At 29.9% G+C, this 24,823-nt stretch carries 26 protein-coding genes; 6 read left to right on the top strand and 20 right to left on the bottom strand.

The genetic code is table 11. The features are described from left to right. Window positions 1–26: 26 nt before the first annotated feature. The 11 genes from rimM to QOR43_RS02350 all read right to left on the bottom strand — a co-directional run bounded on the left by rimM (window position 27) and on the right by QOR43_RS02350 (window position 11,998). Entirely contained in the window at window positions 27–509 is a 483-nt protein-coding gene (rimM, locus tag QOR43_RS02400) for a ribosome maturation factor RimM (RefSeq protein WP_265134520.1), read from the bottom strand. A 1-nt stretch (window position 510) separates the two neighbouring features. Further along, entirely contained in the window at window positions 511–3,219 is a 2,709-nt protein-coding gene (locus tag QOR43_RS02395; RefSeq protein ID WP_265134521.1) for a tetratricopeptide repeat protein, read from the bottom strand. After that, window positions 3,203–4,126, bottom strand: a complete 924-nt coding sequence (locus QOR43_RS02390) for a bifunctional riboflavin kinase/FAD synthetase (RefSeq protein ID WP_265134522.1) — start codon at window positions 4,124–4,126, stop codon at window positions 3,203–3,205. The genes QOR43_RS02395 and QOR43_RS02390 overlap by 17 nt, the downstream gene beginning before the upstream one ends. After that, the gene (locus tag QOR43_RS02385; protein WP_265134523.1) at window positions 4,126–4,536 is read right to left on the bottom strand and encodes a regulatory protein RecX; all 411 of its coding nucleotides are present in this window, start codon (window positions 4,534–4,536) and stop codon (window positions 4,126–4,128) included. The genes QOR43_RS02390 and QOR43_RS02385 overlap by 1 nt, the downstream gene beginning before the upstream one ends. Next, a complete protein-coding gene (locus tag QOR43_RS02380) occupies window positions 4,533–5,648 on the bottom strand; it encodes a type IV pilus twitching motility protein PilT (protein ID WP_265134524.1) in 1,116 nt (371 codons plus the stop codon). Before QOR43_RS02380 ends, QOR43_RS02385 begins: the two co-directional genes overlap by 4 nt. Next, complete coding sequence (gene recA / locus QOR43_RS02375; RefSeq protein ID WP_265134525.1) at window positions 5,638–6,642, bottom strand: recombinase RecA; 1,005 nt, start codon at window positions 6,640–6,642, stop codon at window positions 5,638–5,640. The genes QOR43_RS02380 and recA overlap by 11 nt, the downstream gene beginning before the upstream one ends. Before the next feature lie 69 nt (window positions 6,643–6,711). Next, a complete protein-coding gene (gene gatC, locus QOR43_RS02370) occupies window positions 6,712–7,008 on the bottom strand; it encodes an Asp-tRNA(Asn)/Glu-tRNA(Gln) amidotransferase subunit GatC (RefSeq protein WP_265134526.1) in 297 nt (98 codons plus the stop codon). Between the two features lie 178 nt (window positions 7,009–7,186). Further along, complete coding sequence (gene topA / locus QOR43_RS02365) at window positions 7,187–9,241, bottom strand: type I DNA topoisomerase (protein ID WP_265134527.1); 2,055 nt, start codon at window positions 9,239–9,241, stop codon at window positions 7,187–7,189. After that, window positions 9,234–9,908 carry a 7-cyano-7-deazaguanine synthase QueC gene (queC, locus tag QOR43_RS02360; RefSeq protein ID WP_265134528.1) on the bottom strand — a complete coding sequence of 225 codons (675 nt, stop codon included), beginning with the start codon at window positions 9,906–9,908 and terminating at the stop codon, window positions 9,234–9,236. Before queC ends, topA begins: the two co-directional genes overlap by 8 nt. Next, the gene (prfB, locus tag QOR43_RS02355) at window positions 9,901–11,004 is read right to left on the bottom strand and encodes a peptide chain release factor 2 (protein WP_265134529.1); all 1,104 of its coding nucleotides are present in this window, start codon (window positions 11,002–11,004) and stop codon (window positions 9,901–9,903) included. The genes queC and prfB overlap by 8 nt, the downstream gene beginning before the upstream one ends. A gap of 46 nt (window positions 11,005–11,050) precedes the next feature. After that, window positions 11,051–11,998, bottom strand: a complete 948-nt coding sequence (locus QOR43_RS02350) for a mechanosensitive ion channel family protein (RefSeq protein ID WP_283571410.1) — start codon at window positions 11,996–11,998, stop codon at window positions 11,051–11,053. A 156-nt stretch (window positions 11,999–12,154) separates the two neighbouring features. Between QOR43_RS02350 and QOR43_RS02345 the strand changes: the two genes are divergently transcribed. Next, on the top strand, window positions 12,155–13,381 hold the full coding sequence (locus QOR43_RS02345) for a S41 family peptidase (protein ID WP_265134969.1): 1,227 nt from the start codon (window positions 12,155–12,157) through the stop codon (window positions 13,379–13,381). Next, window positions 13,381–14,397, top strand: coding sequence for a tRNA (adenosine(37)-N6)-threonylcarbamoyltransferase complex transferase subunit TsaD (gene tsaD, locus QOR43_RS02340; protein ID WP_265134968.1), 1,017 nt, complete (start codon window positions 13,381–13,383; stop codon window positions 14,395–14,397). Before QOR43_RS02345 ends, tsaD begins: the two co-directional genes overlap by 1 nt. Window positions 14,398–14,432: 35 nt before the next feature. Here tsaD and atpD read toward each other — a convergent pair whose 3' ends face one another. The 6 genes from atpD to atpF are packed head-to-tail and all read right to left on the bottom strand — an operon-like array spanning window position 14,433 to window position 19,826. Next, complete coding sequence (gene atpD, locus QOR43_RS02335; RefSeq protein ID WP_265134967.1) at window positions 14,433–15,857, bottom strand: F0F1 ATP synthase subunit beta; 1,425 nt, start codon at window positions 15,855–15,857, stop codon at window positions 14,433–14,435. A 20-nt stretch (window positions 15,858–15,877) separates the two neighbouring features. Continuing rightward, complete coding sequence (locus QOR43_RS02330; RefSeq protein ID WP_265134966.1) at window positions 15,878–16,753, bottom strand: F0F1 ATP synthase subunit gamma; 876 nt, start codon at window positions 16,751–16,753, stop codon at window positions 15,878–15,880. 11 nt (window positions 16,754–16,764) lie between these two features. Then, the gene (gene atpA / locus QOR43_RS02325; protein ID WP_265134965.1) at window positions 16,765–18,279 is read right to left on the bottom strand and encodes a F0F1 ATP synthase subunit alpha; all 1,515 of its coding nucleotides are present in this window, start codon (window positions 18,277–18,279) and stop codon (window positions 16,765–16,767) included. Window positions 18,280–18,290: 11 nt separating this feature from the next. After that, window positions 18,291–18,839: an ATP synthase F1 subunit delta gene (gene atpH, locus QOR43_RS02320; protein WP_265134964.1), complete on the bottom strand. Its 549-nt coding sequence runs from the start codon at window positions 18,837–18,839 to the stop codon at window positions 18,291–18,293. Window position 18,840: 1 nt separating this feature from the next. Beyond that, a complete protein-coding gene (locus QOR43_RS02315) occupies window positions 18,841–19,389 on the bottom strand; it encodes a F0F1 ATP synthase subunit B (RefSeq protein ID WP_265134963.1) in 549 nt (182 codons plus the stop codon). Beyond that, window positions 19,386–19,826, bottom strand: coding sequence for a F0F1 ATP synthase subunit B (atpF, locus tag QOR43_RS02310; protein ID WP_265134962.1), 441 nt, complete (start codon window positions 19,824–19,826; stop codon window positions 19,386–19,388). Before atpF ends, QOR43_RS02315 begins: the two co-directional genes overlap by 4 nt. 102 nt (window positions 19,827–19,928) lie before the next feature. Here atpF and QOR43_RS02305 point away from each other — a divergent pair, with 102 nt between their 5' ends. Both QOR43_RS02305 and QOR43_RS02300 read left to right on the top strand, forming a co-directional pair. Continuing rightward, window positions 19,929–20,138: a MoaD/ThiS family protein gene (locus QOR43_RS02305; protein ID WP_265134961.1), complete on the top strand. Its 210-nt coding sequence runs from the start codon at window positions 19,929–19,931 to the stop codon at window positions 20,136–20,138. Further along, window positions 20,135–21,067, top strand: a complete 933-nt coding sequence (locus QOR43_RS02300) for a TIGR00269 family protein (RefSeq protein WP_265134959.1) — start codon at window positions 20,135–20,137, stop codon at window positions 21,065–21,067. Before QOR43_RS02305 ends, QOR43_RS02300 begins: the two co-directional genes overlap by 4 nt. Here the strand turns inward: QOR43_RS02300 and purN are convergent. Genes purN through QOR43_RS02285 form a run of 3 tightly spaced genes read right to left on the bottom strand, consistent with a single transcriptional unit; the run spans window position 21,064 to window position 23,193 of the window. Continuing rightward, window positions 21,064–21,714, bottom strand: coding sequence for a phosphoribosylglycinamide formyltransferase (gene purN, locus QOR43_RS02295; protein WP_265134958.1), 651 nt, complete (start codon window positions 21,712–21,714; stop codon window positions 21,064–21,066). The two genes, QOR43_RS02300 and purN, sit on opposite strands and share 4 nt — an antisense overlap. Continuing rightward, window positions 21,711–22,733, bottom strand: a complete 1,023-nt coding sequence (purM, locus tag QOR43_RS02290) for a phosphoribosylformylglycinamidine cyclo-ligase (RefSeq protein WP_265134957.1) — start codon at window positions 22,731–22,733, stop codon at window positions 21,711–21,713. The genes purN and purM overlap by 4 nt, the downstream gene beginning before the upstream one ends. A 10-nt stretch (window positions 22,734–22,743) precedes the next feature. Next, window positions 22,744–23,193: a phosphatidylglycerophosphatase A family protein gene (locus tag QOR43_RS02285; protein WP_265134956.1), complete on the bottom strand. Its 450-nt coding sequence runs from the start codon at window positions 23,191–23,193 to the stop codon at window positions 22,744–22,746. A gap of 55 nt (window positions 23,194–23,248) precedes the next feature. On the opposite strand from QOR43_RS02285, the gene thiE reads away from it, so the two are divergent. Beyond that, on the top strand, window positions 23,249–23,863 hold the full coding sequence (gene thiE, locus QOR43_RS02280) for a thiamine phosphate synthase (RefSeq protein WP_265134955.1): 615 nt from the start codon (window positions 23,249–23,251) through the stop codon (window positions 23,861–23,863). Between the two features lies 1 nt (window position 23,864). Then, complete coding sequence (locus QOR43_RS02275) at window positions 23,865–24,773, top strand: radical SAM protein (RefSeq protein WP_265134954.1); 909 nt, start codon at window positions 23,865–23,867, stop codon at window positions 24,771–24,773. Window positions 24,774–24,823: the final 50 nt, after the last annotated feature.

The raw sequence follows: 24,823 nt of genomic DNA, 5'->3' as shown, positions 1-24,823 counted from the left end.
AAAATTTTTTGATAATTTATCCAAATTTATAAATTTATCCAATCTTCCGGTGGAGTTATATATATTTTTTTATTTTTTATATCTATCTCTTTTACAAACTCCTTTATAAAAGGAAGTATTCTTTCTTTTTCTCCATCTTTTATTATCAAAAGTGGCTGGGCTGTTCTATCATCTATATTTTCAACCTTTCCGATAATCTTATCATCTAATACCACATAACAATCTATAAGCTGAAAATGGTAAAACTCATCTTTTTTTAGTTTTGGAAGTTTATCTTCTTCTATGTATATATATTTTTGATTTAACTCTTTTGCCTTTTCCGGTGTGTCTATATTTTTAAATTTTACAAGATTAGTTTTCCTATCTAAGAATTCTATCTGCAAAGGTTTAAACTCATTATCTTCTTTTATATAAACAATATCAGGTAAGCGAAAATTCTGCAGGTATATCTCAATCTTTATATTTCCTTTTATACCGTGAGCTTTATGTAATTTACCTATTATTACCATATCAGTAGCACGCCGGAAGATTTTCTAACCTTTCTTTTACTTGATTTAATATATTTATATCATTTTCTTGCAATAATGGTTTTAAAATACAAGATGCATCCTTTTTCTTTCCTTTTTCTTTTAAAATATCAGATGCTTCAATTCTTGCTTTTGCTACTACTTCTTTTGCCTGTGGATAAAGATAAATAAGGTTTAAGAAAGCATTTAATGCTTTATTTTTATCACTTTCTTTATAAATCATCCCTTCTAAATAATAGCTTTCTGCTGCCGTTAAATAATCTTGTGATTGTTTTGCTTCATCTATATATTTTAATGCTTCATCATAATTTTTCAACATATAATTAATATTTGCAAGATAATATGCTATATCCTTTCTTTTTTCCGGATATTTATCATAAAGATAGCTAAATATCTCTTTTGCTTTTTCATAATCTCCTTTTTTAAGTAGTATATTTGCTATTTTAAATTTGTTTTCATCTGTATCTTCCATACTATTATAAATCTCTAAGGCTTTATCTAGATTTCCTTCTTCTTCATAAATTTTTGCAACTAAATCTTTTACTTCATTTATATAATCTTTTCCACCGGATTTTATATAATCTTCAAGTATACTTTTAGCATCTTCTTTTTTACCTTCATTATAATAAAGCTGAGCCAATTTAAGAGAAGCAAGTTCTGAATAGTTGTTATTTAGATTTATAACTTCTTTTAGTATATTTTCTGCTTGGTTATAATCCCCTTCTTCTGTATAAATTTGGGCAAGCTGAATTTTTAAAATCGGAGTAAGTGGATAATCCGGATATTTTTGGATGAAGTCCTCAATCTGTTTTTTTGCATCGCCTGTGGCTTCTTTTGTTTCAAGTATAACAAGCTGATATGCTGCATCTATACTTTCTTTTGTATTGCTGTATTTTTTTATAAAATCATTATAAATTTGACGGGCTTTTTCCACTTCTCCAATATTATAATAGCTATCTGCTATTCTTAAAATAGCTTTTTTTGTATATTCATTATCTTTATTTTTATATTTTTTCAAAAATTTATTAAACTCAGAGATAGCTGTTTCATAATCTCCATTTGCAAAATATGTATAAGCATAAAGATAATCTGCCTTTATTTTTATATCTTTATCCTTAATTTTAGCTAAGGTTTCCCTTGCTTTATCTATTTCTCCTTTTCTTAAATAGATATAACTTAAAAAGAATAATGTTTTATCATCCGACATATTTTTTATTAAATCTTCAGCAGTTTTTAAATCTCCTGTATTGTAAGCAGAAACTGCTTTCATATAATTATCCTGAAATGCTTTAAATGCATTTTTATAATCTTTATTTTTAAAGAAAAACCATCCAAGCAGATTAAGGGCTTCTTTTTCATCATAATCTCTTAATTTTGATACTACATCAACATAATTATTATCCTCATTTCTTAGATAATATATATCGGCAAGATATAAGAGAGCTTCTTTTTGTATATCTTTATCCGTAGAGATTTGATAAAGTTTTGAAAAATATTTTTCTGCAGATTTTAAATCATTTCTATTTATTGCACTGTATCCGGCATATAAAAGCATCTTCGGATTTTCTTCCATAGATTCAAATATCTTTTGTGAATAATCATAATTTTTCATATTATAAGCAATAATACCTATATTTTGTTTTATTATCTCTTTAAAATCTCCTTGCAAAGATATAGCTTTTTGGTAATAATAAAATGCCTCTTCCATATTATTTAGTTTATAAGCATACTGAATATACAAATACTGAGACAGTTCTTCATCCCTTGTTTCCAAAATTTGAGCTTTTTCTTTTAGGCTTTCTAAATCATTTTTATTTAAATCTATCAATCCAAGACCATATATTGCTAAATTAGAATATCCATTTATGTATCCATAAGTATTTAAATAATCTTTGAATTCTTTCTCTGCCAAGTTAAACTCAGAAAGATAAAGATAAGAAAATCCTCTTATTATATAGCCTTCTTCAGTAGATTTGCTTATTTGTAAAGCATTTTTATAATCTTTCTGTAAGAATGCATAATAACTTTGCATATCTTTACAATAATCTATAAATGATAAATCAACATCTTCACAATTTGGTTTTTTGTTTTCTGCTATTGTTTTGAAAAATTTTATATTAGCATCATCTATATCTATATTTTTGATTTTATCAAAATCTCCATTGTAAATATGCATAAATACAGCATTTATACAGGCTTCTTTTTTAAATCCAAGATTACAGGAAATTTCAAAATATTCTGCTGATTTTTTATATTCTTTTAATTTAAAGGAGTTCAGTCCAAGTAAAAAGTAGGCATAAGGAATATTTTTATCATCTTTATATTTTGATATAAAATTTTGCAGGCTTACTTTGCTGAATATATAATCTCCTTTTAGATAATAATCTATAGCATCTGAAAGTAATGCATTAGATAAAGGTAGTCCTAAAATTACCTTTGGTTTTTCAAAGGTTATTATCATCGGGGAAGCGTTTATAGGTTTTGGTTTATTTATTTTTTTTGATATATCTAAATTTTGGTTTAAAGGTATCAAATTAAGAGTAGATGGCGGATTTAGCCTTGGTTTTTCCTCATATTTTTCCGAGATAATCTCAATAGGTATATAAGTTGAAGGTAGATTTACCACTTCTTCTGCAAAAATCTTAAATACTACTATTAATGTAAAAAAGATAAATCTATTTAACCAATACATCTTTTTTCTCCAAAATATTTTTTGCAGTTTTTATATCTTCCGATATTTGTTTTTTTAGCTCTTCTAAATCTTTAAATTTTTTTTCTTCTCTTATGAATTTTTCAAACTGTATTGCTATTTCTTTTGGTAGTTTCTCTATATTATAATCTTCTATAATATGGGCTTCCATAACAAGATTTTTTCCATCTACGGTAGGTCTGTATCCGTAATTTATCACAGATTTATATTTATTTCCATTTATTATGCTATATCCGGCATAAACACCTTTTTTAAGGCAAAGCTCAGTTTCTGCTTTTAAATTTATTGTTGGAAAGCCAATTTTGCTACCGATATTATTTCCTTTTATAACTTCCTCTATAATAAAATATTCATGCCCCAAAAGTTCCACTGCTTTTTCTATATCTCCTTCTGATAGATACTCCCTTATTTGTGAACTACTTATTTTATGATTATCCGTCAAGATAGGTTTAACAACATCTAAATCAAAATATTTTTTAGCAAACTCTATATCTCCTTCTTTTTTATATCCAAATCTCCAATCTTCCCCTATAACTATTTTTGCAGGATTTAGATTTTGTTTTAAAAACTCCATAAATTGTTTTGCAGTTTGCTGATAAAACTGTTTTCTAAACTCAATGACTAATATATAATCAATATCAAAATTTTTTATCAATTTTAGTTTGGTTTTTAAATTTGTGATTGCACATATCTTTTTATCTTTGTAAATAACATTTCTTGGATGAGGGTAAAATGTTATTACAACAGACTTTGCATTTATTATTTTTGCATCTTCTTTTAACTTTTTTAAAATCTCTGCATGTCCCTTATGGACACCATCAAAATTACCTATGGTGCATACAGTTATCTCTTTTAGTGGTAAATCTTTCTCAAATATAATCTTTGTCATTATTCTCCATCTAAAAATTTTTTTACTGCCTTTTGTATTGTATTCCAGCTAAAACCTCTATTCTTTAAAAATTTTACTACATTTATAAAATTTTTTTCTTTTTTAAATGATTTTTCTAAAAGATTTAAGGCAGATAATAACTCCTCTTCTTCAGATAAATTTTGAGTGATTTCAGTTTTTTGATATAACTTTTTTTTCAGTTTCAGGGTACTGTATCCTTTTTGTAAAGATAACTCTTTATATCTATTTAATAATTTTTCATCATTTATATATCCTTCTTCTTTTAGCTCTTTTATAACATTATCTATCTCTTCTTTGCTGTATCCTTTTTTGTATAATTTTTCTTTTAACTCTTTCTCAAAATAATCTCTTTTAGAAAGAAGAATAATTGCATATTTTTTTATATTCATATGCTTCCAAAGAATATATCTTCTTCGCTACTTGCTGTTTCAACACCTTTAATTTTAAGCTCAACATCAGAAGGATTGGTAGCATATGTTAAAGCCGTTTCATAACTTATTAGACCTTGATTGTATAAATCTAAAATAGCCTGGTCAAAGGTTTGCATACCATATTGTTTTCTTCCTTTTTCCATTAAATCCTGTATCATAAAGAACTTATCAGGGTCTTTGATTGCTTCAAATACAGCTCCTGTATTTATTAATATCTCTACAGCAGGAACAACTCCTTTCCCATCTTTCCTTGGGAGAAGTCTCTGGGATATAACTGCTTTTAAAACTGCTGCAAGGAGTATTCTTAAATGATTTTGTTCACCTGGTGGAAACATATTAATTATTCTGCTTAAAGTATCTTTTGCATCCTGTGTATGAAGGGTAGATAAAACAAAATGCCCTGTTTCTGCTGCTCTAAGAGCTGTTTCTATTGTTTCTAAATCCCTCATCTCTCCAACAAGTATAACATCAGGATCTTCCCTTAAAGCTGCCCTTAAACCGGTATAAAAACTCTTTGTATCAAGTCCAACTTCCCTCTGGGCAATATAACACATTTTATCTTGAAAAACATACTCTATTGGATCTTCAATTGTTATTATAGTTTCTTTTTCTTTTTGGTTTCTATAATCAAGCATTGCTGCTAATGTGGTTGATTTTCCTGACCCTGTAGGACCGGTTACAAGGACAAGACCTCTTGATTCTAATGCTATCTCTTTTAATTTTTCTGGTAGCATCAATTCTTCAAAAGATGGTATTTTGGTTTTTAAAACCCTTAAATTTATAGCAAATGTTCCCCTTTGCTTATATATATTAACCCTAAATCTACTCACTTTTGGTATAGCGTAAGATATATCTACTTCTCCATTTTCTAATAATTCTTGTTTTTTAGTTTCACTTTTAGAGATAATTTTAGTTACAAATTTAGCTATATCCTCCGGTGTAATAATACCAAATTCTTCCAGTGTCTCTAAAATAGTATTTATCCTTACCTTTGGTTTTGAACCTATTTTTAGATGAATATCTGATGCTTTTTTATTTACAGCAGTTATAAGTATCTCATCAAGCTCCATTTTTCAATAGTTCCTCTCTGATTTTTTCTTCTATTTCTAATGCTATCTGTGGGTTTTGTTTTAAAAACTCTCTTGCTTTTTCTCTTCCCTGTCCTATCTTTTCATCTTTATAAGAATACCAAGCTCCGCTTTTTTTAATTATTCCAAGGCTTTCTCCTAAATCTAATATCTCACCTTCTTTTGATATGCCTTCTCCATAAATAACATCAAATTCTGCTTCTTTAAATGGTGGTGCTAATTTGTTTTTTACTACCTTTACTTTTACCCTGCTTCCTACCTTTTCTCCGGCATCTTTTATATCGCTTTTTCTTACTTCCATTCTCATATCTGCAAAGAATTTTATAGCTCTTCCACCGGTTGTTGTTTCAGGGTTTCCAAACATTACCCCTACCTTTTCTCTAACTTGGTTTATCAGGATTAAGGCTGTATTGCTTTTATTTACTGCTCCTTTTAAAACTCTCATTGCCTTAGACATTAATCTTGCATGTAATCCTACATTGGAATCCTCTATATCTCCTTCAAGCTCTGCTTTTGGGACAAGGGCTGCTACAGAGTCAATAACAACTACATCTATAACACCACTTCTTATCAATGTTTCTGCTATTTCAAGGGCTTGCTCTCCATAATCAGGCTGGGATATTATCAAATCATCAAGATTTACACCGATAGATTTTGCATATTTTGGGTCAAAAGCATGTTCTGCATCTATAAAAACAGCCTTTCCTCCTCTTTTTTGTGCTTCTGCTATAATATGAAGGGTTAATGTTGTTTTCCCTGAGCTTTCCGGTCCATATATTTCCGTTACCCTTCCTTTTGGTATTCCACCTATACCTGTCGCTATATCTAAGGAAATTGAGCCGGATGGAATTGTATCAACATTTTTTATAGCCTCGGATGAAAAGGTCATAATAGAGCCTTTACCGTATCTTTTCTCTATCTGGGATATCGCAGTTTCAAGTGCTTTTTTCTTAACTTCTAAGTCCAAATTATCCATTTATAAAAAACCTCCTTCTTAATAAATACCATATAAATTTATTTCTAAAAATAGATTATTGCAAAAATTTTAACTTTCTCCTACAATCCTTGGAACTTTGAAAAATCCTCCTTCTTTATCCGGTGCATTTTTCAATGCTTCTTCATTTGATAAGGATACATGTGGAATATCTTCCCTCATAAAGCTTTCTGTGGTAGTTAATTCATAAAATGGTTTTATATCCCCTGTATCAACTTCATTTAATTTCTCAATAAAAGAAACTATATCTGCAAACTGTTTTGAAAAAAGCTCTATCTCTTCCTGTTTTAAACTTAATTTTGCAAGCTTAGCAATAGCTATTACATCTTCCTTTTTAATCTCTTTCATCCTTTTACTCTCCTTTTTTATTATTATATCAAATTTATGATGAAAATCATTTTATTTCTAATACTTATATCTTATATTAGTTATAACTTAATTTAGTTTGTTTCTCAATTTAGGCATCCCCCCTCCCTCCCCCTCCATATCTGGGTGGGTCGCCAAAGACCCACCCCTTTTTAATTTATCATTTTTTCTTATACTTTTTCAAATAACTGTTTAACCATTTTAATGCTTTTTCCGGATTTTGGAGCAAATCTTCTTTTCCTGCTTTTATCAATATATTTTTTTGTTTTTCTGATAAATTATAATTTTTCATAGCTTCCTTTTTTGCTTTATCTATCCATTTTTTTATTGCTTTTTTGTCCTGTAATATTTTATCATCAAGTTTTAATCCGGTTTTTTCTGCAAGAGATTTAGCATATGCTATCTGTTTTTCAGAAGGTTTATTATCTGCATATTGGTTTATAAACTCTTTAATTTTTTCTGGATGCTCTAATATATCAGTTATATCTATATTATGTTTTTTTGCCAAATCTAACGCATAATCAAGCATCTTTTTGGAAACTCCATTTATTTTGGTTGGTTTTGATTTTTCATATAGCTGTTTAACAAAATCCTTCCAATTTTTCTTATTTTCTTCTACTTCATCAAGAAAATCTTCCATCTTTTTTGTGAATTCATAATCTATAACCCAATGATATTTTTGATTAAGATAATCTATAAGATGAAAAGCATTTTCTGTTGGTTTTAATGAATTTCCTTCCTTTATTACATATCCTCTATCTTTTATCGTTTTAATAATTGTTGCATAAGTTGAAGGTCTTCCTATTCCAAGCTCTTCAAGTTTTTTTATCAGGCTTCCTTCTGTGTATCTTGCCGGTGGTTTAGTCCATTTTTCTTCAATTTTAATATCTTTGATCTCTACCTTTTCTCCTTTTTCCAAAGATGGAAGTTTTATTGTTTCTTCTTTTTCTTCATCTTCATATATTGCTTTATATCCACTAAATCTTAGAATTGAGCCGGAAGTTCCAAATGTATAATCTCCTATTTTTAGCCATACATTAGTTCTATCAAATATTGCATCTGCCATCTGGCAAGCTAAGGTTCTTTCATATATAAGTTTTAATAATTTAAAATGGTCATTTGTTAATCCTTTTTCTTTTATAAGATTTTCCTGCTCTTTTATATCTACGAAATTTGTTATTCTTATTGCTTCATGGGCATCTGCCTGTGTATTTTTAGATTTATACTGTCTTGGGTTTTTTGGAAGATAATTTTCAGAAAATAACTGTTTTATTAACTCTCTTATTCCTATGATAGCTTTTTCTGATATTCTTGTGCTATCTGTTCTATGGTATGTGATAAGTCCTGCTTCAAATAAATCCTGTGCAAGTTGCATAGTTTTTTCTGGCGAAAATCCAAGCTGTGAGTTTGCGGTTTGTTGCAATGTAGATGTTGTAAATGGTGCTTTTGGTGATTTTTTTATCTCTTTTTTTTCTATTTTTTCTACGATTGCAAATTTTTCTTCTTTTATCTGATTATATATCTTTTCTGCAACTTCTTTATCTTCTATTTTAGAACTTTCTATACTCTTTTTATTTTCTGTATAAAAAGCATTAAAATCTATGTTGGATTTTGTTAAAGTTGTATTTATAAGATAGTAAGCCTTTGGTATAAATGATTGGATTTCTCTTTCTCTTTCTATTATTAATCTAACTGCTGGAGATTGGACTCTTCCAACGCTGTATCTTCCGCCTATTTCTCTTGATGCTACTGGTGATATAATATATCCAACAATTCTATCTCCTACCCGTCTGCCAAGAAAAGCATTAAATAATCCAAAATTTGTTTTTTCAAAGGGCAGTGCATTTTTTATATTTTCTTGAATATGTTCTTTTGTTATTTCGTGAAATTCTGCTCTTTTTATATCTTTTGTTTTCTTTTTTAACTCTTCAAACATAAAATATCCTATTGCATATCCTTCTCTATCAGGGTCTGTTGCTATTATAACCTCAGAATTTTCTGCAATTTTTTTTATTTTTGATAATATATCTTTATGTTTTTTAGATTTTATAACAAATTTTGGTTCAAAACTTTCTAAATCTACTGCAAGCTCATCTTCCGGTAAATCTTTAAAATGTCCTATGGTAGCTTCTACTATAAAATCTTTTCCGAGAAATTTTTGTATCTCTTTTGCTTTTTTTGGTGATTCTACGATAACTATTTTATTTTTACTCATCATTTACCTCTATATAATCTTTTAATCCAACCGATTCAAAAGCTTCTTTTCTTTGTAAGCAGGTAGCACATTCACCACAAGGTGGTATTGTTCCTTTGTAGCAAGAATATGTTTTTTCATAAGGCACTCCAAGTTCTAAGCCTAATTTTAGTATATCAGTTTTTGTTTTACCTAAGAATGGTGTATATACCCTGATTCTGTTTTTCTTTTTTGCAACCATTATAGATGATGCATTAATAGCAGCTTCAACAGCAGATGCAAACTCTGCCCTACAATCTGGATATGGCGAATCAACAGAATGAATGCCTATACCTATATTCTCAATCTCATATGTATCTGCAAATGCTGCTGCTATTGATAAAAAAGTTAGATTTCTCATTGGCACTGTGGTTATAGGTGGGTCATCCGGATAATTTTCTGACGGAATTTCTAAATTTTTATCTGTTAATGCATTCCCTTCTAAATTTTTAAGATGTGGAATTTCTACTATAAAATGTTTTTCTACTTTGGCTAACTCAGATAACTCTTTTGCAAATTTAAGCTCTATATTATGCTTTTGTCCATAATCAAATGATATTGTGTATATTTTTTTAAACTCTTTTTTTGCAAGCCATAATAATGTTGCACTATCCATTCCACCAGATAGCAAAATAATTATATTATCCATTGCTTTTTGCACTCCATTTTAGATAACTATTTATAAATTCATCAATTTCTCCATCCATAACTGCTTCTATATTTCCTGTTTCATATCCGGTTCTTAAATCTTTTACAAGCTGGTAAGGTTGAAATACATAAGACCTTATCTGGCTACCCCAAGTTATATCTTTTTTTTCTCCTTCAAGCTCTTTCTGTTTTTCTTTTTGTTTTTGAAGTTCAAGCTGATATAATTTTGCTTTTAACATCTGCATTGCTTTTAATTTGTTTTGAAGTTGAGACCTTTCACTTTGACACGCTACAACTATGCCTGTTGGAATATGGGTTATTCTTACAGCTGAATCTGTTTTATTTACATGCTGTCCACCTGCTCCGCTTGCTCTATATGTGTCTATTCTTAAATCTTCTTCTTTTATCTCAATATTTATATCTTCATCTATTTCCGGTATTACAGAAACTGCTGCAAAAGAAGTATGTCTTCTTTTGTTTGCATCAAATGGAGATATTCTAACTAATCTATGAACCCCTTGTTCTCCCTTTAAATATCCGTAAGCATATAATCCTTTTATTAAAATTGTTGTGCTTTTTACACCTGCTACATCATCCGGTTGATAATCTATTATCTCTATATCAAAACCTTTTTTCTCTGCCCATCTTAGATACATTCTCATAAGCATCTGTGTCCAGTCGCAAGCTTCTACACCACCTGAACCGGCTTGTAAGGTTAAGATTGCATTTTTACTATCAAACTCTCCTGATAATAAACTATTTAACTCAAATTTTTCTATCTCTTTTTCAACTTCTGATAACTGATTTGAAAACTCATCCATAAGTTCCGGTTCTTCTTCTATCAGTTGTAATAACTCATTTATATCTTCTACTTTTTTTATTAAAGAGTTAATCTCTTGTAGTTGCTCTGCAACCATTGTTCTTTTTGCAGAGATTTCCTTTGCTTTTTTGGTATCATTCCAAAAATCCGGATTTCCCATCTCTTCATCAAGTTTTTTTAGCTCTTCCTGCAATTTCTCAGGTTTTAAAATCTCTTTAATCAAATTAAATTTCTCATTTATATTTTCTATCTTTAATTTAATATCTTCTAAAAGCATAAATCACCACCTCTTTTTATTATAAATTTTAGCACAAGAAATATAGTTAATTTTCAATATTTTTCAACAAAACTGTTCTGGTTGGATAAGGAATTTCAATTTTCTCTTTGTTGTATTCTTCAAATAGCTTCATTATAAATTTATCCCTAAGCTCTGGTCTTACAGTTCTATCTTTCACCCTTAAAACTACATTAAATTCTATACCTGAATCTCCAAAATTTGTAAAAAAGATTTTCGGCTGGTAATTTTTTACGGCTTCTTCTTCATTTTCCTGTATATATTTTGCCACTTTTAATGTTATATCTTTAACTTTATTCAAATCGCTATTATAGCTAACTGATACAGGTATGATTTCTAAAATTTCTGGTTCAGGCATAAAATAATTTAAAATAATAGAGCTTGCAAGTTTTGAGTTTGGAACTATCAAAAAATTATTCTGCAATGTTTTTATAACAGTATTCATCCATGTTATATCATGGACATAACCCTCTTCTCCTGTTTCTAATTTAACAAAATCACCTATTTTTATTTGTTTTGAAGCTATTATATTTAATCCGGAAAAAAAGTTAGATAAAACAGGCTGTAAAGCCAAAGAAACTGCCAATCCACCTATACCAAGTGCTGTAATAAAATGATTAACCGGAATGCCCCATATATCAAAAATAGTGATTATTCCAAGAAGTATAACTAAACTTTTTATAAGAAAATTTATGATACCGGTCGGTGCAGATAATAAATTATTCTTTCTTACATAAAATTTAAACAACTCGCTGAGTATGTTTGCAATAATAACAGAAATAGTAAATATTAATACCGATGAAAATAATTTATCTATTATCTTTGAGTGGTGTTCCGGAAGCTCTAAAAATTTAGAGGCAATATATAATGTAATTAATATAATAACCAATATTGATGATTTTTTAAAAATATTAAAGATTACATCATCAATCTCTATTTGGTTTTTTTCAACTATTTTACCTAAAAATTTTAACAAAATTTCCCGAATGATAAATAACCCGATAAAAACAGATATTAAAATGATTATTTTAATTTCTACACTCATAATTATTTATTATATCAAATTTCATGCAATAAAACAAAAATTGGATTAAAATATATCCTACATAAAAATTTTAAAAAGGAGTTGTTGATGAGAAACAAATTACTTACAATTATCGGTGTTTTGTCTATATTTATTGCAGGTGTAAGTTTTGGTTTAAATACTAAAACCGAGAAAAAAGATTATAGTGATGAATTGCAGATAATCAGCACTTATACAGATGTTTTAAAATTGGTAGAAGAAAATTATCCTGACCCTGTAAAACCAAAGGATTTACTTTATGGCTCTTTAAGAGGTATGTTATCAGCATTAGACCCATACTCTACATTCTTTACACCGGAAGAGTTTAAAGAATTTACTACCGAAACCCAAGGAGAGTTTGGTGGACTCGGTATAGAGATAACCATGGAAAACAACAGATTGATGGTAGTATCTCCTATTGAAGATACACCGGCTTATAAAGCAGGTATAAAAGCCGGAGATGTAATCTTAGAAATAGATGGACAACCTACCGATAAAATGAGCTTGCCTCAGGCAGTTAAACTTATGAGAGGAAAACCTGGAACAAAAGTAACTTTAACAATTTTCAGAAAAGGTGTAGATAAACCTTTTAAGGTTGAAATAGTTAGGGATATTATTAAAGTTAAAAGTGTAAAAACAAAAGAACTTGAAAATGGAAAAATAGGATATATAAGACTTGCCCAATTTCAAGAAAATTCAGCAGAAGAATTTGAAAAAGCATTAAAGCAGTTTAAAGATAAAGAAGGATTGATTATTGATTTAAGAAATGACCCTGGTGGATTATTAACGGTAGCTATATCAATAGCAGACCAACTTCTTCCAAAAGGAAAATTAATTGTTTATACCCAAGGAAAAGACCCAAAAAGTAGAGAAGATTATTTTTCAACATCAGACCCTATTATTCCAACTTCTATGCCTATTGTTGTGCTTGTAAATAAAGGCTCTGCAAGTGCATCTGAGATATTAACAGGAGCTTTAAAAGATAATAAAAGAGCAATTATTGTTGGAGATACAACTTTTGGAAAGGCTTCTGTTCAAACTTTAATACCACTTCCTGATGGTTCCGGTATAAAATTAACAACAGCCCATTATTACACACCAAGTGGTGCTCTTATTATGAATAAAGGAATAGTTCCTGATATAATCGTAAAAGTAAGTGAAGAAGAAGAGATAAACAGAATGAAAGCAGAAAGAGATGCTAAGCTAAACGGAAAAGAAGTAGAAATAAAAGACCCTCAACTTGAAGCTGCTATAAATGCTGTTAAAATACTTAATTTTGCTAAAAAATTAAACTGATGGTAATTCTCGGAATAGAAACATCTTGTGATGATACAGCAGTAGCCCTTTATGATGAAAAGAAGGGGCTACTATCCAATGTAGTTTCTTCCCAAACCAAGATACATCAAGAATGGGGTGGAGTATTTCCTGAGCTTGCAGCAAGGGAACATACAAAGAATATATTTCCTGTTTTAGATAAAGCATTAAAAGATGCAGATTTAACTTTAAAAGATATAGATGCAGTAGCAATAACCGTTTCTCCAGGATTGATAGTATCCTTGGTTATAGGAGTATCTGTTGGAAAAAGTTTGTCTGTTTTATTAAATAAACCACTTATACCGGTTCATCATATAGAAGCCCATATATTCTCAATATTTTTAACTCAAAAAGTAGAATACCCATTTTTAGCCTTGGTTGTATCTGGTGGTCATACAGAGATGTATATTATTAATGATTTTGGAAATTATCAATTCGTAGGAAGCACCTTAGATGATGCAGTAGGAGAAGCATACGATAAAGTAGCAAGAGCATTAAATCTTGGTTATCCTGGGGGACCAATAATAGATAAACTTTCAAAAGAAGGAAATGAAGTTATTAAATTACCAAGACCTTTACTTAATGAGAAAGGAAAAAATAGGTTTAACTTCTCATTTAGTGGTTTAAAAAGTGCAACAATTAGAGAGATAGAAAAAGGTATTTATAAAAAAGAAGATATTGCCTGTTCTTTTCAAAATGCAGCTGTTGATGTTTTAGTCTTTAAAGCATTAGATGCCTGTAATGAATTTAATTTAAAAAATATAGTTGTAGCCGGTGGAGTTTCTGCAAACTCAAGATTAAGGGAAAAGTTAAAAGAGGAAGCAGAAAAACAAGGCATAAATGTTTATTTTCCACCTTTATATCTTTGCACAGATAATGCAGCAATGGTAGCATATACAGGTTATAAAAGATTTAAAGAAAAAGGAGAAACGATTACAGTAGATTTCCAACCTATGGCTAAATGTAGAATGGATAGATTTAAAGAATATTTAAAATAAAAAAGGCAGGCAAATAACCTGCCTTGTATATATATTTATACTTTTGCTCCGAGTTTAGCAGCTTTTTCTTTGGCTTCTTCTATACCACCAACCATATAGAATGCTTGCTCAGGTAAATGGTCCCATTTTCCTTCAACAACTTCTTTGAAAGATTGGATTGTTTCTTCTTTTTTAACATAAGAACCTGGCTGACCTGTAAATTGTTCTGCAACGTGGAATCTTTGAGCTAAAAATCTTTGTAATCTTCTTGCTCTTCCAACGATTGCCTTATCTTCTTCTGAAAGCTCTTCCATACCAAGAATTGCTATTATCTCTTGAAGCTCTTTATATCTTTGTAATATTCTTTGGGTTTCCCTTGCAACATAATAATGCTCTTCACCAACATATTCAGGAGCCAATGCTCTTGAAGTAGATTCAAGTGGGTCAACAGCCGGATATATTCCAAGTTCTGTTAATCTTCTTTGTAACACAACCGTTGCATCAAGGTGAGCAAATATAGAAGCAGGAGCAGGGTCTGTAATATCGTCAGCAGGCACATATACAGCCTGAATAGATGTAATAGAACCATTTTTAGTTGATGCAATTCTTTCTTGAACTTCACCAACGTCTGTTCCAAGAGTTGGCTGATAACCAACGGCAGATGGTAATCTTCCAAGCAATGTAGAAACTTCTGCACCTGCCTGAACAAATCTAAATATGTTATCTATAAATATAAGAACATCTTTTTTCTCAACATCTCTAAAATATTCTGCTATTGTCAAACCTGTTTGAGCTACTCTAAATCTTACTCCCGGTGGCTCGTTCATCTGTCCATAAACCATTGCAGTATATGGTAAAACTCCGGATTCTTTCATCTCCATCCAGAGGTCGTTTCCTTCTCTTGTTCTTTCTCCAACACCAACGACAACAGAATATCCGGAGTGGAATTTAGCAATATTGTGAATTAATTCTTGCATAAGAACTGTTTTACCAACACCGGCACCACCGAATAATCCTACTTTTCCACCTTTTATAAGAGGAACCAATAAATCTAATACTTTAATACCGGTTTCAAACTGTTCTACTTTTGTAGATTGCTCTTCAAAAGAAGGAGCTTCTCTAAATATTGGCCAATATTCTTCTGCATTTACAGGGCCGGCTTCATCAATTGGTTGACCTACTACATTAAATATCCTTCCAAGAGCAGGTTTCCCAACAGGAACTTTAACAGGAGAACCCAAATCTTCAACTTCTGTTCCTCTAACAAGTCCATCTGTTGGCCCATAAGCAACAGTTCTAACCCTTTGTTCTCCAATATGCTGTGCAACTTCAAGATATAAATCTTCAATGTACTCTTTACCTGTATCGTCTATTGCCTTTCTTTGAACTTTTAAAGCATTTCTTATGGCCGGCAGTTGTCCATCTGCAAATTCTACGTCAACTACCGGTCCGATTACCTGAACTATTCTTCCTTTAGCCATTTATACTCCTCCTAAATTCTTTACTTAATAGCTTCTGCAGCATTAATAATATCAATAAGTTCTGTTGTAATTGCTTCTTGTCTTGCTTTATTAAATATAATCGTCCATTTTCTGATAGCTTCACCGGCATTTTTGGTTGCATTATCCATAGCTATCATTCTTGCAAAATGTTCTGCTGTGTTTGATTCTACCAATGCTCTATAAAGCTGGAAGTTAATATATCTTTTAAGTAATTCTTCTAAAACTTCTTCTTTAGAAGGCTCTATATTGTATAGAGCAATTGTATCTAATTTTTCTACATCTATAGAAGGTTCTATCGGGAATAATTTTCTTACTTTTGTTTCATAAGAAGCAGAAGTTATCATTTCATTGTTTACAAGATAGATTGCATCTGTATTTGCTTCTTTATATCTATTTGCCAATATAGCTCCAACTTTTGAACTAAATGATAAATTAAGATTATCTCTGTATATATCTTCATAAGATGCAACTATGTTAAAGCCTTTATTTTTAAAGAAATTAACTGCTTTTCTACCAATGAGTATAAGATTTATTTGTTTATTTTTTTCTTGTAAATCTAATAAATTTCTGTATGCAGTTTTTAAAACATTAGAGTTAAACGCTCCTGCCAGTCCTCTATCTGCAGTTATAATAACATAATCTACTTTATTTTCTTCCCTTAAAGCCAAGAGGGGATGGGCTTCCCTATCTATAGCAGAAGCCAAATCATTTATTAGGTCATATAACTTTTCAGAATAAGGTCTTGTTGATTGAAGTAAATACTGTGCTTTTCTTAACTTGGCTGCAGAAACAGCCTTCATAGCCTTAGTAATTCTTTGGGTGTTTTTTATACCGTTTATCTTTCTTTTAATATCTCTGGGAGATAATTTAGCCATTTTTCATCCCCTTAGAAAGCAACTTTTTTCTTAAACTCTTTAACAGCGTCGTCTAATTTAGCTTTTATAGAGTCTGTCATAGCCTTTTCTCTTCTTATATCTTCAAGTATATCCGGTCTTTCTGTATCTAAATATGTATAAAACTCTTTTTCAAATTTTTGTATAGCATTAACAGGAACATCATCTAAATATCCTTGACCTGCTATATATATTATTGCAACTTGTTTTTCTACCGGAACAGGTTGGTTTGGTGGTTGTTTTAATAACTCAACCATTCTTTGTCCTCTTGCAATTTGTTCCTGAGTAGCTTTATCAAGTTCTGAAGCAAACTGAACAAATGCTTCCAACTCTCTAAATTGTGCAAGGTCAAGTCTTAATGTACCTGCTACCTGTTTCATAGCTTTTATTTGAGCTGCACCACCAACCCTTGATACAGATATACCAACGTTAATAGCCGGTCTTATACCTTTATTAAATAAGTCTGTTTCAAGGAAAATCTGTCCATCTGTAATAGATATAACGTTTGTTGGAATATAAGCAGCAACGTCTCCAGCCTGAGTTTCAATAATAGGTAATGCTGTTAAAGAACCTGCACCGAGTTCATCATTTAATTTAGCTGCTCTTTCAAGAAGTCTTGAATGTAAGTAAAAAACGTCTCCTGGATATGCTTCCCTTCCAGGTGGTCTTCTAAGGAGAAGAGATAGCTGTCTGTAAGCATAAGCATGTTTTGTTAAATCATCATATATAACAAGGGCATGCATTCCATTATCTCTGAAATACTCACCTATGGTACAACCAACAAATGGAGCTATATATTGCATTGTAGCAGGGTCAGAAGAGGTAGCGGCTACAACAGTTGTATATTCCATTGCACCGTATCTTTGCAATGTTTCAACAATATGAACTACATTAGCTCTTTTTTGACCGATAGCTACATATATACAATAAACTCCTTGTCCTTTTTGATTTAAAATTGTATCTATTGCAACTGTTGTTTTACCTGTTGCTCTATCACCGATGATTAACTCCCTTTGTCCTCTTCCGATAGGTATCATTGCATCTATTGCTTTAATACCTGTTTGAAGAGGTTCATGGACAGATTTTCTTTTTACTACACCCGGAGCAATTTTTTCAACCGGTGAATAATAAGCTATATCTGTTAATGGTCCTTTTCCATCTATTGGATTTCCAAGACCATCAACAACTCTACCAAGTAATCCTTTACCAACTGGAACTGATAAAATTTTTCCTGTTCTTTTTACGGTAGAGCCTTCAGACACACCAACTTCAGAACCAAGTAAAACAGCACCTACGTTATCCTCTTCCAAGTTAAATACAACACCGACTATTCCATTCTCAAATTCAAGCATTTCTCCCATCATTGCTTTTTCAAGTCCGAATATACGGGCAACACCATCACCAACCTGAATAACTGTTCCTACTTCTTCCAATTTTACAGCTGCTTCAAATTCAGATAGCTGTGATTTTAAATTTTCTACCACTTCATCAGCTCTTATTACAGACATCTAAAACCTCCTTAAATTTTTGTCAAAGTAGTTTCAAGTTGTTTTATATAATTTTTTATTGAGCTATCTATTATATAACTACCGGCTTTTATAATAACTCCTCCAATAATTGAGTTATCTACTTTTGTTTCAAACTCTATTTTTTTACCAATTTTATTTTCAACAACTTCTTTTATTTCATTTAAAAGTTCTTCATCTATAGGATAAGCTGTAATTACTTCTCCTTTAACAGTAGCAAAGAATTTTTCAACCTCAAATCTAAATACTTTTGATATCTCTTTAAGAACATTTGCTTTTTTATTTTCAATGATTTTATTTAGGCTCAGTTTTACTACTTCGTCTAATCCAAGCTCAGATGATAGCTTATTTATGAACTCCAATTTCTTTTGATTTTCCAATTTTGGATTTGATAATAAATTTCTAAAATATGGAATTCTTTTATATAGATAAGAAAGTGTTTCAAACTGGTCTGCAACTTTCACCAATCTCTCTTCTTCCTTTGGTAAAATGGATATAGCTTCCTTTACTATTTTTTTCAGGAACTTTTTATCTATCTTCAATTTAAGCTCCTCCTTCTTTAAGTTTCTTTATGCTGTTTTTTACAACTGCTTTATTAAGATTGTCATTCATATTTTCTGCAATTATTTTGTTTGCAATTTCTATGGCTTTCTCAGTTGCATATTTTTTTAGATAACTTTCTGCTTTTTTGATTTCTATATTTATTGTTTCCTTAGCTTGTTTTTTTATTCTTTCTGCAATTTCATTTGCCTGAGCTATTGCATGCTCTCTTTCCATTTTAGCTCTTTCTTGGGCTATTCTCTTTCCTTCTTCAAGTTTATACTGGGCTTCTTTTAATTTTTCTTCTGCTTCTTTTATTGCTTTTATGCTATCTTCCCTTGCTTTTTTTGCTTCTTCTACCATAGATATAACAGCTTCTCTTCTATCATTTAATGCTTTCTTTATATATTTGCCACCAAAAAATGCTATTATTCCAAGAAGTATAATTGTATTTACAGTTTCCCAGAAAAGCTCAGAAGAATGTGAAGCTTCTTCACCGGCGAATGCGAAAGCTACAACAAATAATGAAAAAATTAAACTTTTCTTTATCATGCCGCCTCTCCTAAGGATAGTATCTTTTTAGCTATATCTTGTGAAACTATTTCAATAGCTTTATCTAATGCTTTTAATTCTATTTCAACAACTTTTTCTATATCTTTTTTAGCTTCTTCTATCTCTTTTTCTGCTTCTTCTGAGGCTTTTTTGAGTATATCAGCCACTATTTGATTTGTCTCTTTTCTTGATTGTTCCAGGATATTTTTAGATTCTTCTTTTGCTTTTGTTAATAATATATCTACTTCTTTTAAGATTTCTTTTGCTTTTTTATTATTTTCTTCTGCTTCTTTGAGCATTTTTTCTATGTTTTGTTCTCTTTCTTCTAATGCTTCAAGATAAGGGTCAAAATATATTTTTTTCATTATAAACATAAAACCTAAGAACAAAATAAGTTGAATAAATAATGTTTGATTTAGCTCTATACCTACATGCACTTTTTTTGCCTCCTTATTTATATTTAAAGCTATATTATAATAACATAAAATTTTGTCTGTTGTAAAATAATTTAATTATGAAATACACAAAAGGAAGGTAAAATGGAGATAAAAATTAAATATAGAGGTAAAGAGCAGATAATTAAATTTGATAAAGAAAAAATTACTGCAAAAGATATTTTAAAATATTTAGGGTTATCTTCAACTTATGCTTTTGTAGCCAAAAATGGAGAGATAGTTTCAGAAGATGAAATAATAAATCCGGAAGATGAAATAAAAGTAATAAATGCTATATCAGGTGGAAAAATATGAATGAATTAAAAAAAGGAACAAGATGCACTATCTGTAAGGCAAAAAATTTAAATAATAAGGCTATTGTATTTTTACCTCATCATAGATTAGCTTTATGTAAAGAACATTTTATAGAATGGTTTGAAAAAAGAGTAGATAAAACTATAAAAGAGTTTAAAATGTTTGATAAAAATGATAATATTCTTGTTGCAGTATCCGGTGGAAAAGATAGTTTATCTTTATGGAATGCTTTATATAAACTTGGATATAATGCCGATGGATTTTATATTAATCTTGGTATCAATGAATATTCTGAAGATTCTAAGATATTAGCACAAAAATTTGCAGATAAAATTGGTAAAAAGCTTCATATCATTTCTTTAAAAGAAGAAATTGCATCAATTCCCGAGATAAAAGAAAAAACAAATAGACCTACCTGCTCAGCGTGTGGAACTATAAAAAGGTATTATATAAATAAATACGCAAAAGAACTTGGATATAACATTATAGCAACCGGACATAATCTTGATGATGAGGCAGCAGTTTTATTTTCAAATACATTAAATTGGGAAATAGATTTTTTAAAAAAACAATATCCGGTATTAAAAGAAGAAGATGGATTTATAAAGAAAGTAAAACCCCTTTGTAAAATAACAGAAAAAGAAAGTGCTTTATATGCTTTTTTAAATAATATAGATTATATTGAGTATGAATGCCCTTTTGCTGAAGGAGCATCTTCCATTGAGTATAAAATATTTTTAAATGAACTTGAAAATAAGCATCCCGGAACAAAATTAAAATTTTATACCCAATTTTTAAAAAAGATGTATCCAATATTAAATTCCGTAGAAAAAGAAGAAAAAAGTTTAAAACATTGTATTATATGTGGTGAGCCTTCCTTTAATGATATATGTTCTGTATGCAGATTAAAACAACTTGTTAAAAATTAAAAATCTTCAAGGGCAGGATTAACAGGTAAAGTTCCATATTTAGCATTTTTTATAACTACCTTCCTGCCTTCAATAATAACTCTATCTTCTAAAATCCATTTTATAGCCTGAGGATATATTTTATGTTCGTAAAATAATATTCTTTCTGATAACTCTTTTTCTGTATCTTCCGGAAGAACCGGCACAACAGCCTGTATAATAATTGGACCATTATCTAACTCTTTTGTAACAAAATGAACGGTGCATCCGGAAAATTTAGCTCCATACTCAACAGCTTTTTTTTGTGCCTTTAAACCTTGAAAAGCAGGTATTAAAGAAGGATGAATATTTATTAATTTACCTTCAAAACTATCTATAAATTTATCAGTTAATATTCTCATATAACCAGCTAAAACAACTAAATCAGGATTTTCCTTTTTTATCAGTTCTGCAATATATATATCATAACCTTCCCGTGAAGCAAAAAAAGATGGGTCTATAAATTTTGATTTTATATTATTTTCTGAAGCTATTTTTAAAGCATTTGCTTCTTTTTTATCCGATAGGACAAGGGATATTTTAGCATTTATCTTCTTTTCTTTTATAGCATTTATTATAGCTTGAAGGTTAGAACCTCTACCTGATGCAAGAACTACAATATTTTTCATAAAATCTCTACCGCCTTTTCTCCTTTTGTAAGATAGCCAATTATATAAGGTTTTTCTCCAATATCTTCTAAAATCTTAATTGTTTCTTTTTCATCTTTTTTATCAATAGCTATTATCAATCCTATACCCATATTAAATGTTTTATACATATCTTCTTTTGGGACATTTCCTTCTTTTTCTATCCATTTAAATATAGGTAGTATTTCCCAAGAGCCTTCTTCTATAACAGCTTTCAAACCATCATTTATAACTCTGATAAGATTTCCCGGGATGCCTCCTCCTGTAATATGGGCTATTGCTTTTATATCTATTTTTTCTGCAAGGGTCAATACCGCATCCACATATATTTTTGTTGGTGTTAATAATTCTTCTCCAAGGGTTTTACCGAATTTATCATAATACTCTTTTAAATCATGATTTTTTAGTTCAATTATCTTTCTAACAAGAGAATAACCATTGCTATGGACACCGGAAGAAGCTAAGCCTATTAATATATTTCCATCTTCTGTTTTAGAGCCATCAACCATCTTTGATTTTTCAACAACACCAACAGCAAAACCTGCCAAATCATATTCTCCTTCTTTATACATTCCCGGCATCTCTGCTGTTTCTCCACCAACAAGGGCACATCTTGCAATTTCACATCCTTTTGCAATGCCTTTTATTACGGTAGCTGCCGTTTCAGGTTCTAATTTTCCGGTAGCAAAATAATCAAGGAAAAATAAAGGCTTTGATGTTGTTGTTATTAAATCATTTACACACATTGCCACTAAATCTATACCTATGGTATCGTGTTTATTAAGTTGCTGTGCTATCTTTAATTTTGTCCCAACCCCATCTGTTGATGAAGTTATAACCGGCTCTTTGTAATTTACAATATCAAGTAAATAAGCAGAAGCAAATCCACCTATTGGCGTTATTACATTTTTATTAAATGTTTTTTGAACAAAACCTTTTATCTGGGAAACAAATTTATCAGCTTTTTCAATATCTACACCGGCATCTTTGTAAGTAAGCATCTTTCTACTCCTAAATAAATTTTGTAATAATATGCATTAAAATAAGAACATAAATACCTGACGCAATATCATCTGCCATAATACCAAGACCTGCTTCCAATTTTTCAAATCTTTTTATAGGAAAAGGTTTTAATATATCAAAAATCCTAAAAAGTATAAAAGCTATCAAAATATATTCCCAAGTTGGTTTTATACCTATCATACTTACCATCAAACCTGCTATCTCATCTATAACAACAAAATCCGGGTCATCATTTGAAAAATTTTGTGAAACGACTGTAGAAGCCCATATTCCTACAAAAAATACAGCCAAACTAATTGATATTTGAGCTAAAATACCTTTATCCCAATAAATTAGTATAAGAGGAATAGCAACTAATGTGCCAAAAGTTCCCGGAGCTATTGGTAATTTACCAACATAAAACCCTGTTGATAACAAATAAGCAATTTTATCTCTCATACAAATCTCCAAATTTTGATATATCTTATTATAACATCAACAAGGAGGATAAGTGATGTTAAAAGGTTTATATGTTATTACCGATGAAAAATTAACACCTTATGATAAGATTTTATCTATGGTAGAAAAAGCTTTAATAGGAGGTGCTAAAATAGTTCAGCTTCGGGATAAAAATAATAAAGATGAAGATATACAGGATTATGCAATCCAATTAAAAAATTTATGTAAAAAATATGATGCAATATTTATAATAAATGATAGGATAGATTTAGCAAAAAAGGTTGATGCAGATGGAGTTCATGTAGGAGAAGAGTATGATGATATAAAAGATTTAAGAAAATATTTACCGGATAAAATAATAGGAGTATCTTGTTATGGAAGTATTGAAAGAGCTAAAAAGATGGAAGAAGATGGAGCAGATTATGTAGCATTTGGCTCATTTTTTCCATCTCCTACAAAACCAAAACCAAACTTAGTTCAAAAAGAGATAATAAAAGAAGCAAAAAAAACCCTTAAAATCCCTATATGTGCTATCGGTGGAATAAACATAGAAAATGCAAAAGAATTAATTAATCTTGGAGCAGATATGATAGCAGTTGTAAGTGATATATGGAAACAAGAAAATATAACAAAAAGAGCATTAGAATATAAAAAATTATTTGAGGATTAAGATGATATATATATTTGGACCGGTTAAATCAAGAAGATTTGGTATTTCTCTTGGAATAGATTTATCTCCAGATAAAAAAAGTTGTAATTTTGATTGTTTATATTGTGAGCTTGAAAAAGCAAAACCTGTTTCTAAAATAGAAAATGAACCTCCTGTGGAAGATATAATAAAAGAGGTAAAAGAATTTCTATCTAAAAATCCTTACCCTGATGTTATAACAGTTACAGCAAATGGAGAACCAACTTTATATTCAAAATTAGAAGAGCTTATAGATAAATTAAATCAAATAAAAAACGGTTCAAAAACATTAATATTATCAAATGGTTCAACTATCAATAATCCAAATGTGAGAAAAGCTTTAAAAAAATTTGATATAGTAAAATTATCCTTAGATGCAGCAGATGAAAAAACATTTAGAAAAGTAGATAAACCTTTAAAAGGTATTTCAATAGCAGATATAATAAAAGGTATGGAAGAATTCAGAAAAGAATATAACGGATTATTAATAATAGAGATATTAGTTGTTAAAAATGTAAATGACACAGAAGAAAACATAAAAAATATATCAGAAGTTTTAAAAAGAATAAAACCGGATAGAGTAGATATAGGAACTATAGATAGACCTCCTGCTTATAGAGTTTATCCTGTATCAAATGAAGAATTATATCATTTAGCTTCTTTAATAGAAGGTCAAAATGTAGTAGTAGTATCAAGAAAAAATGAGTCTGTGCCGAAATTTTCTTTAACAAAAGAGGATATTATAAACACTTTAAAAAAAAGAGCTTATACAAAAGATGATATAGAAGGATTATTAGATGAAAATAGCAAGAAAAATTTTTTAGAACTACTTAAAGAAGGGGAAATAAAAGAGGAAGAGGAAATGGGGGTGATATTTTACAGGGTGAAGTAGGGATAAAGGCCCCGGCATCGACCTACTTTTCCGACCGCTCTCGCAGCCAG

The sequence above is a fragment of the Venenivibrio stagnispumantis genome (genome assembly GCF_900182795.1).
Lineage (GTDB): Bacteria > Aquificota > Aquificia > Aquificales > Hydrogenothermaceae > Venenivibrio > Venenivibrio stagnispumantis.
This window is presented reverse-complemented; position numbering and strand designations above follow the sequence as displayed.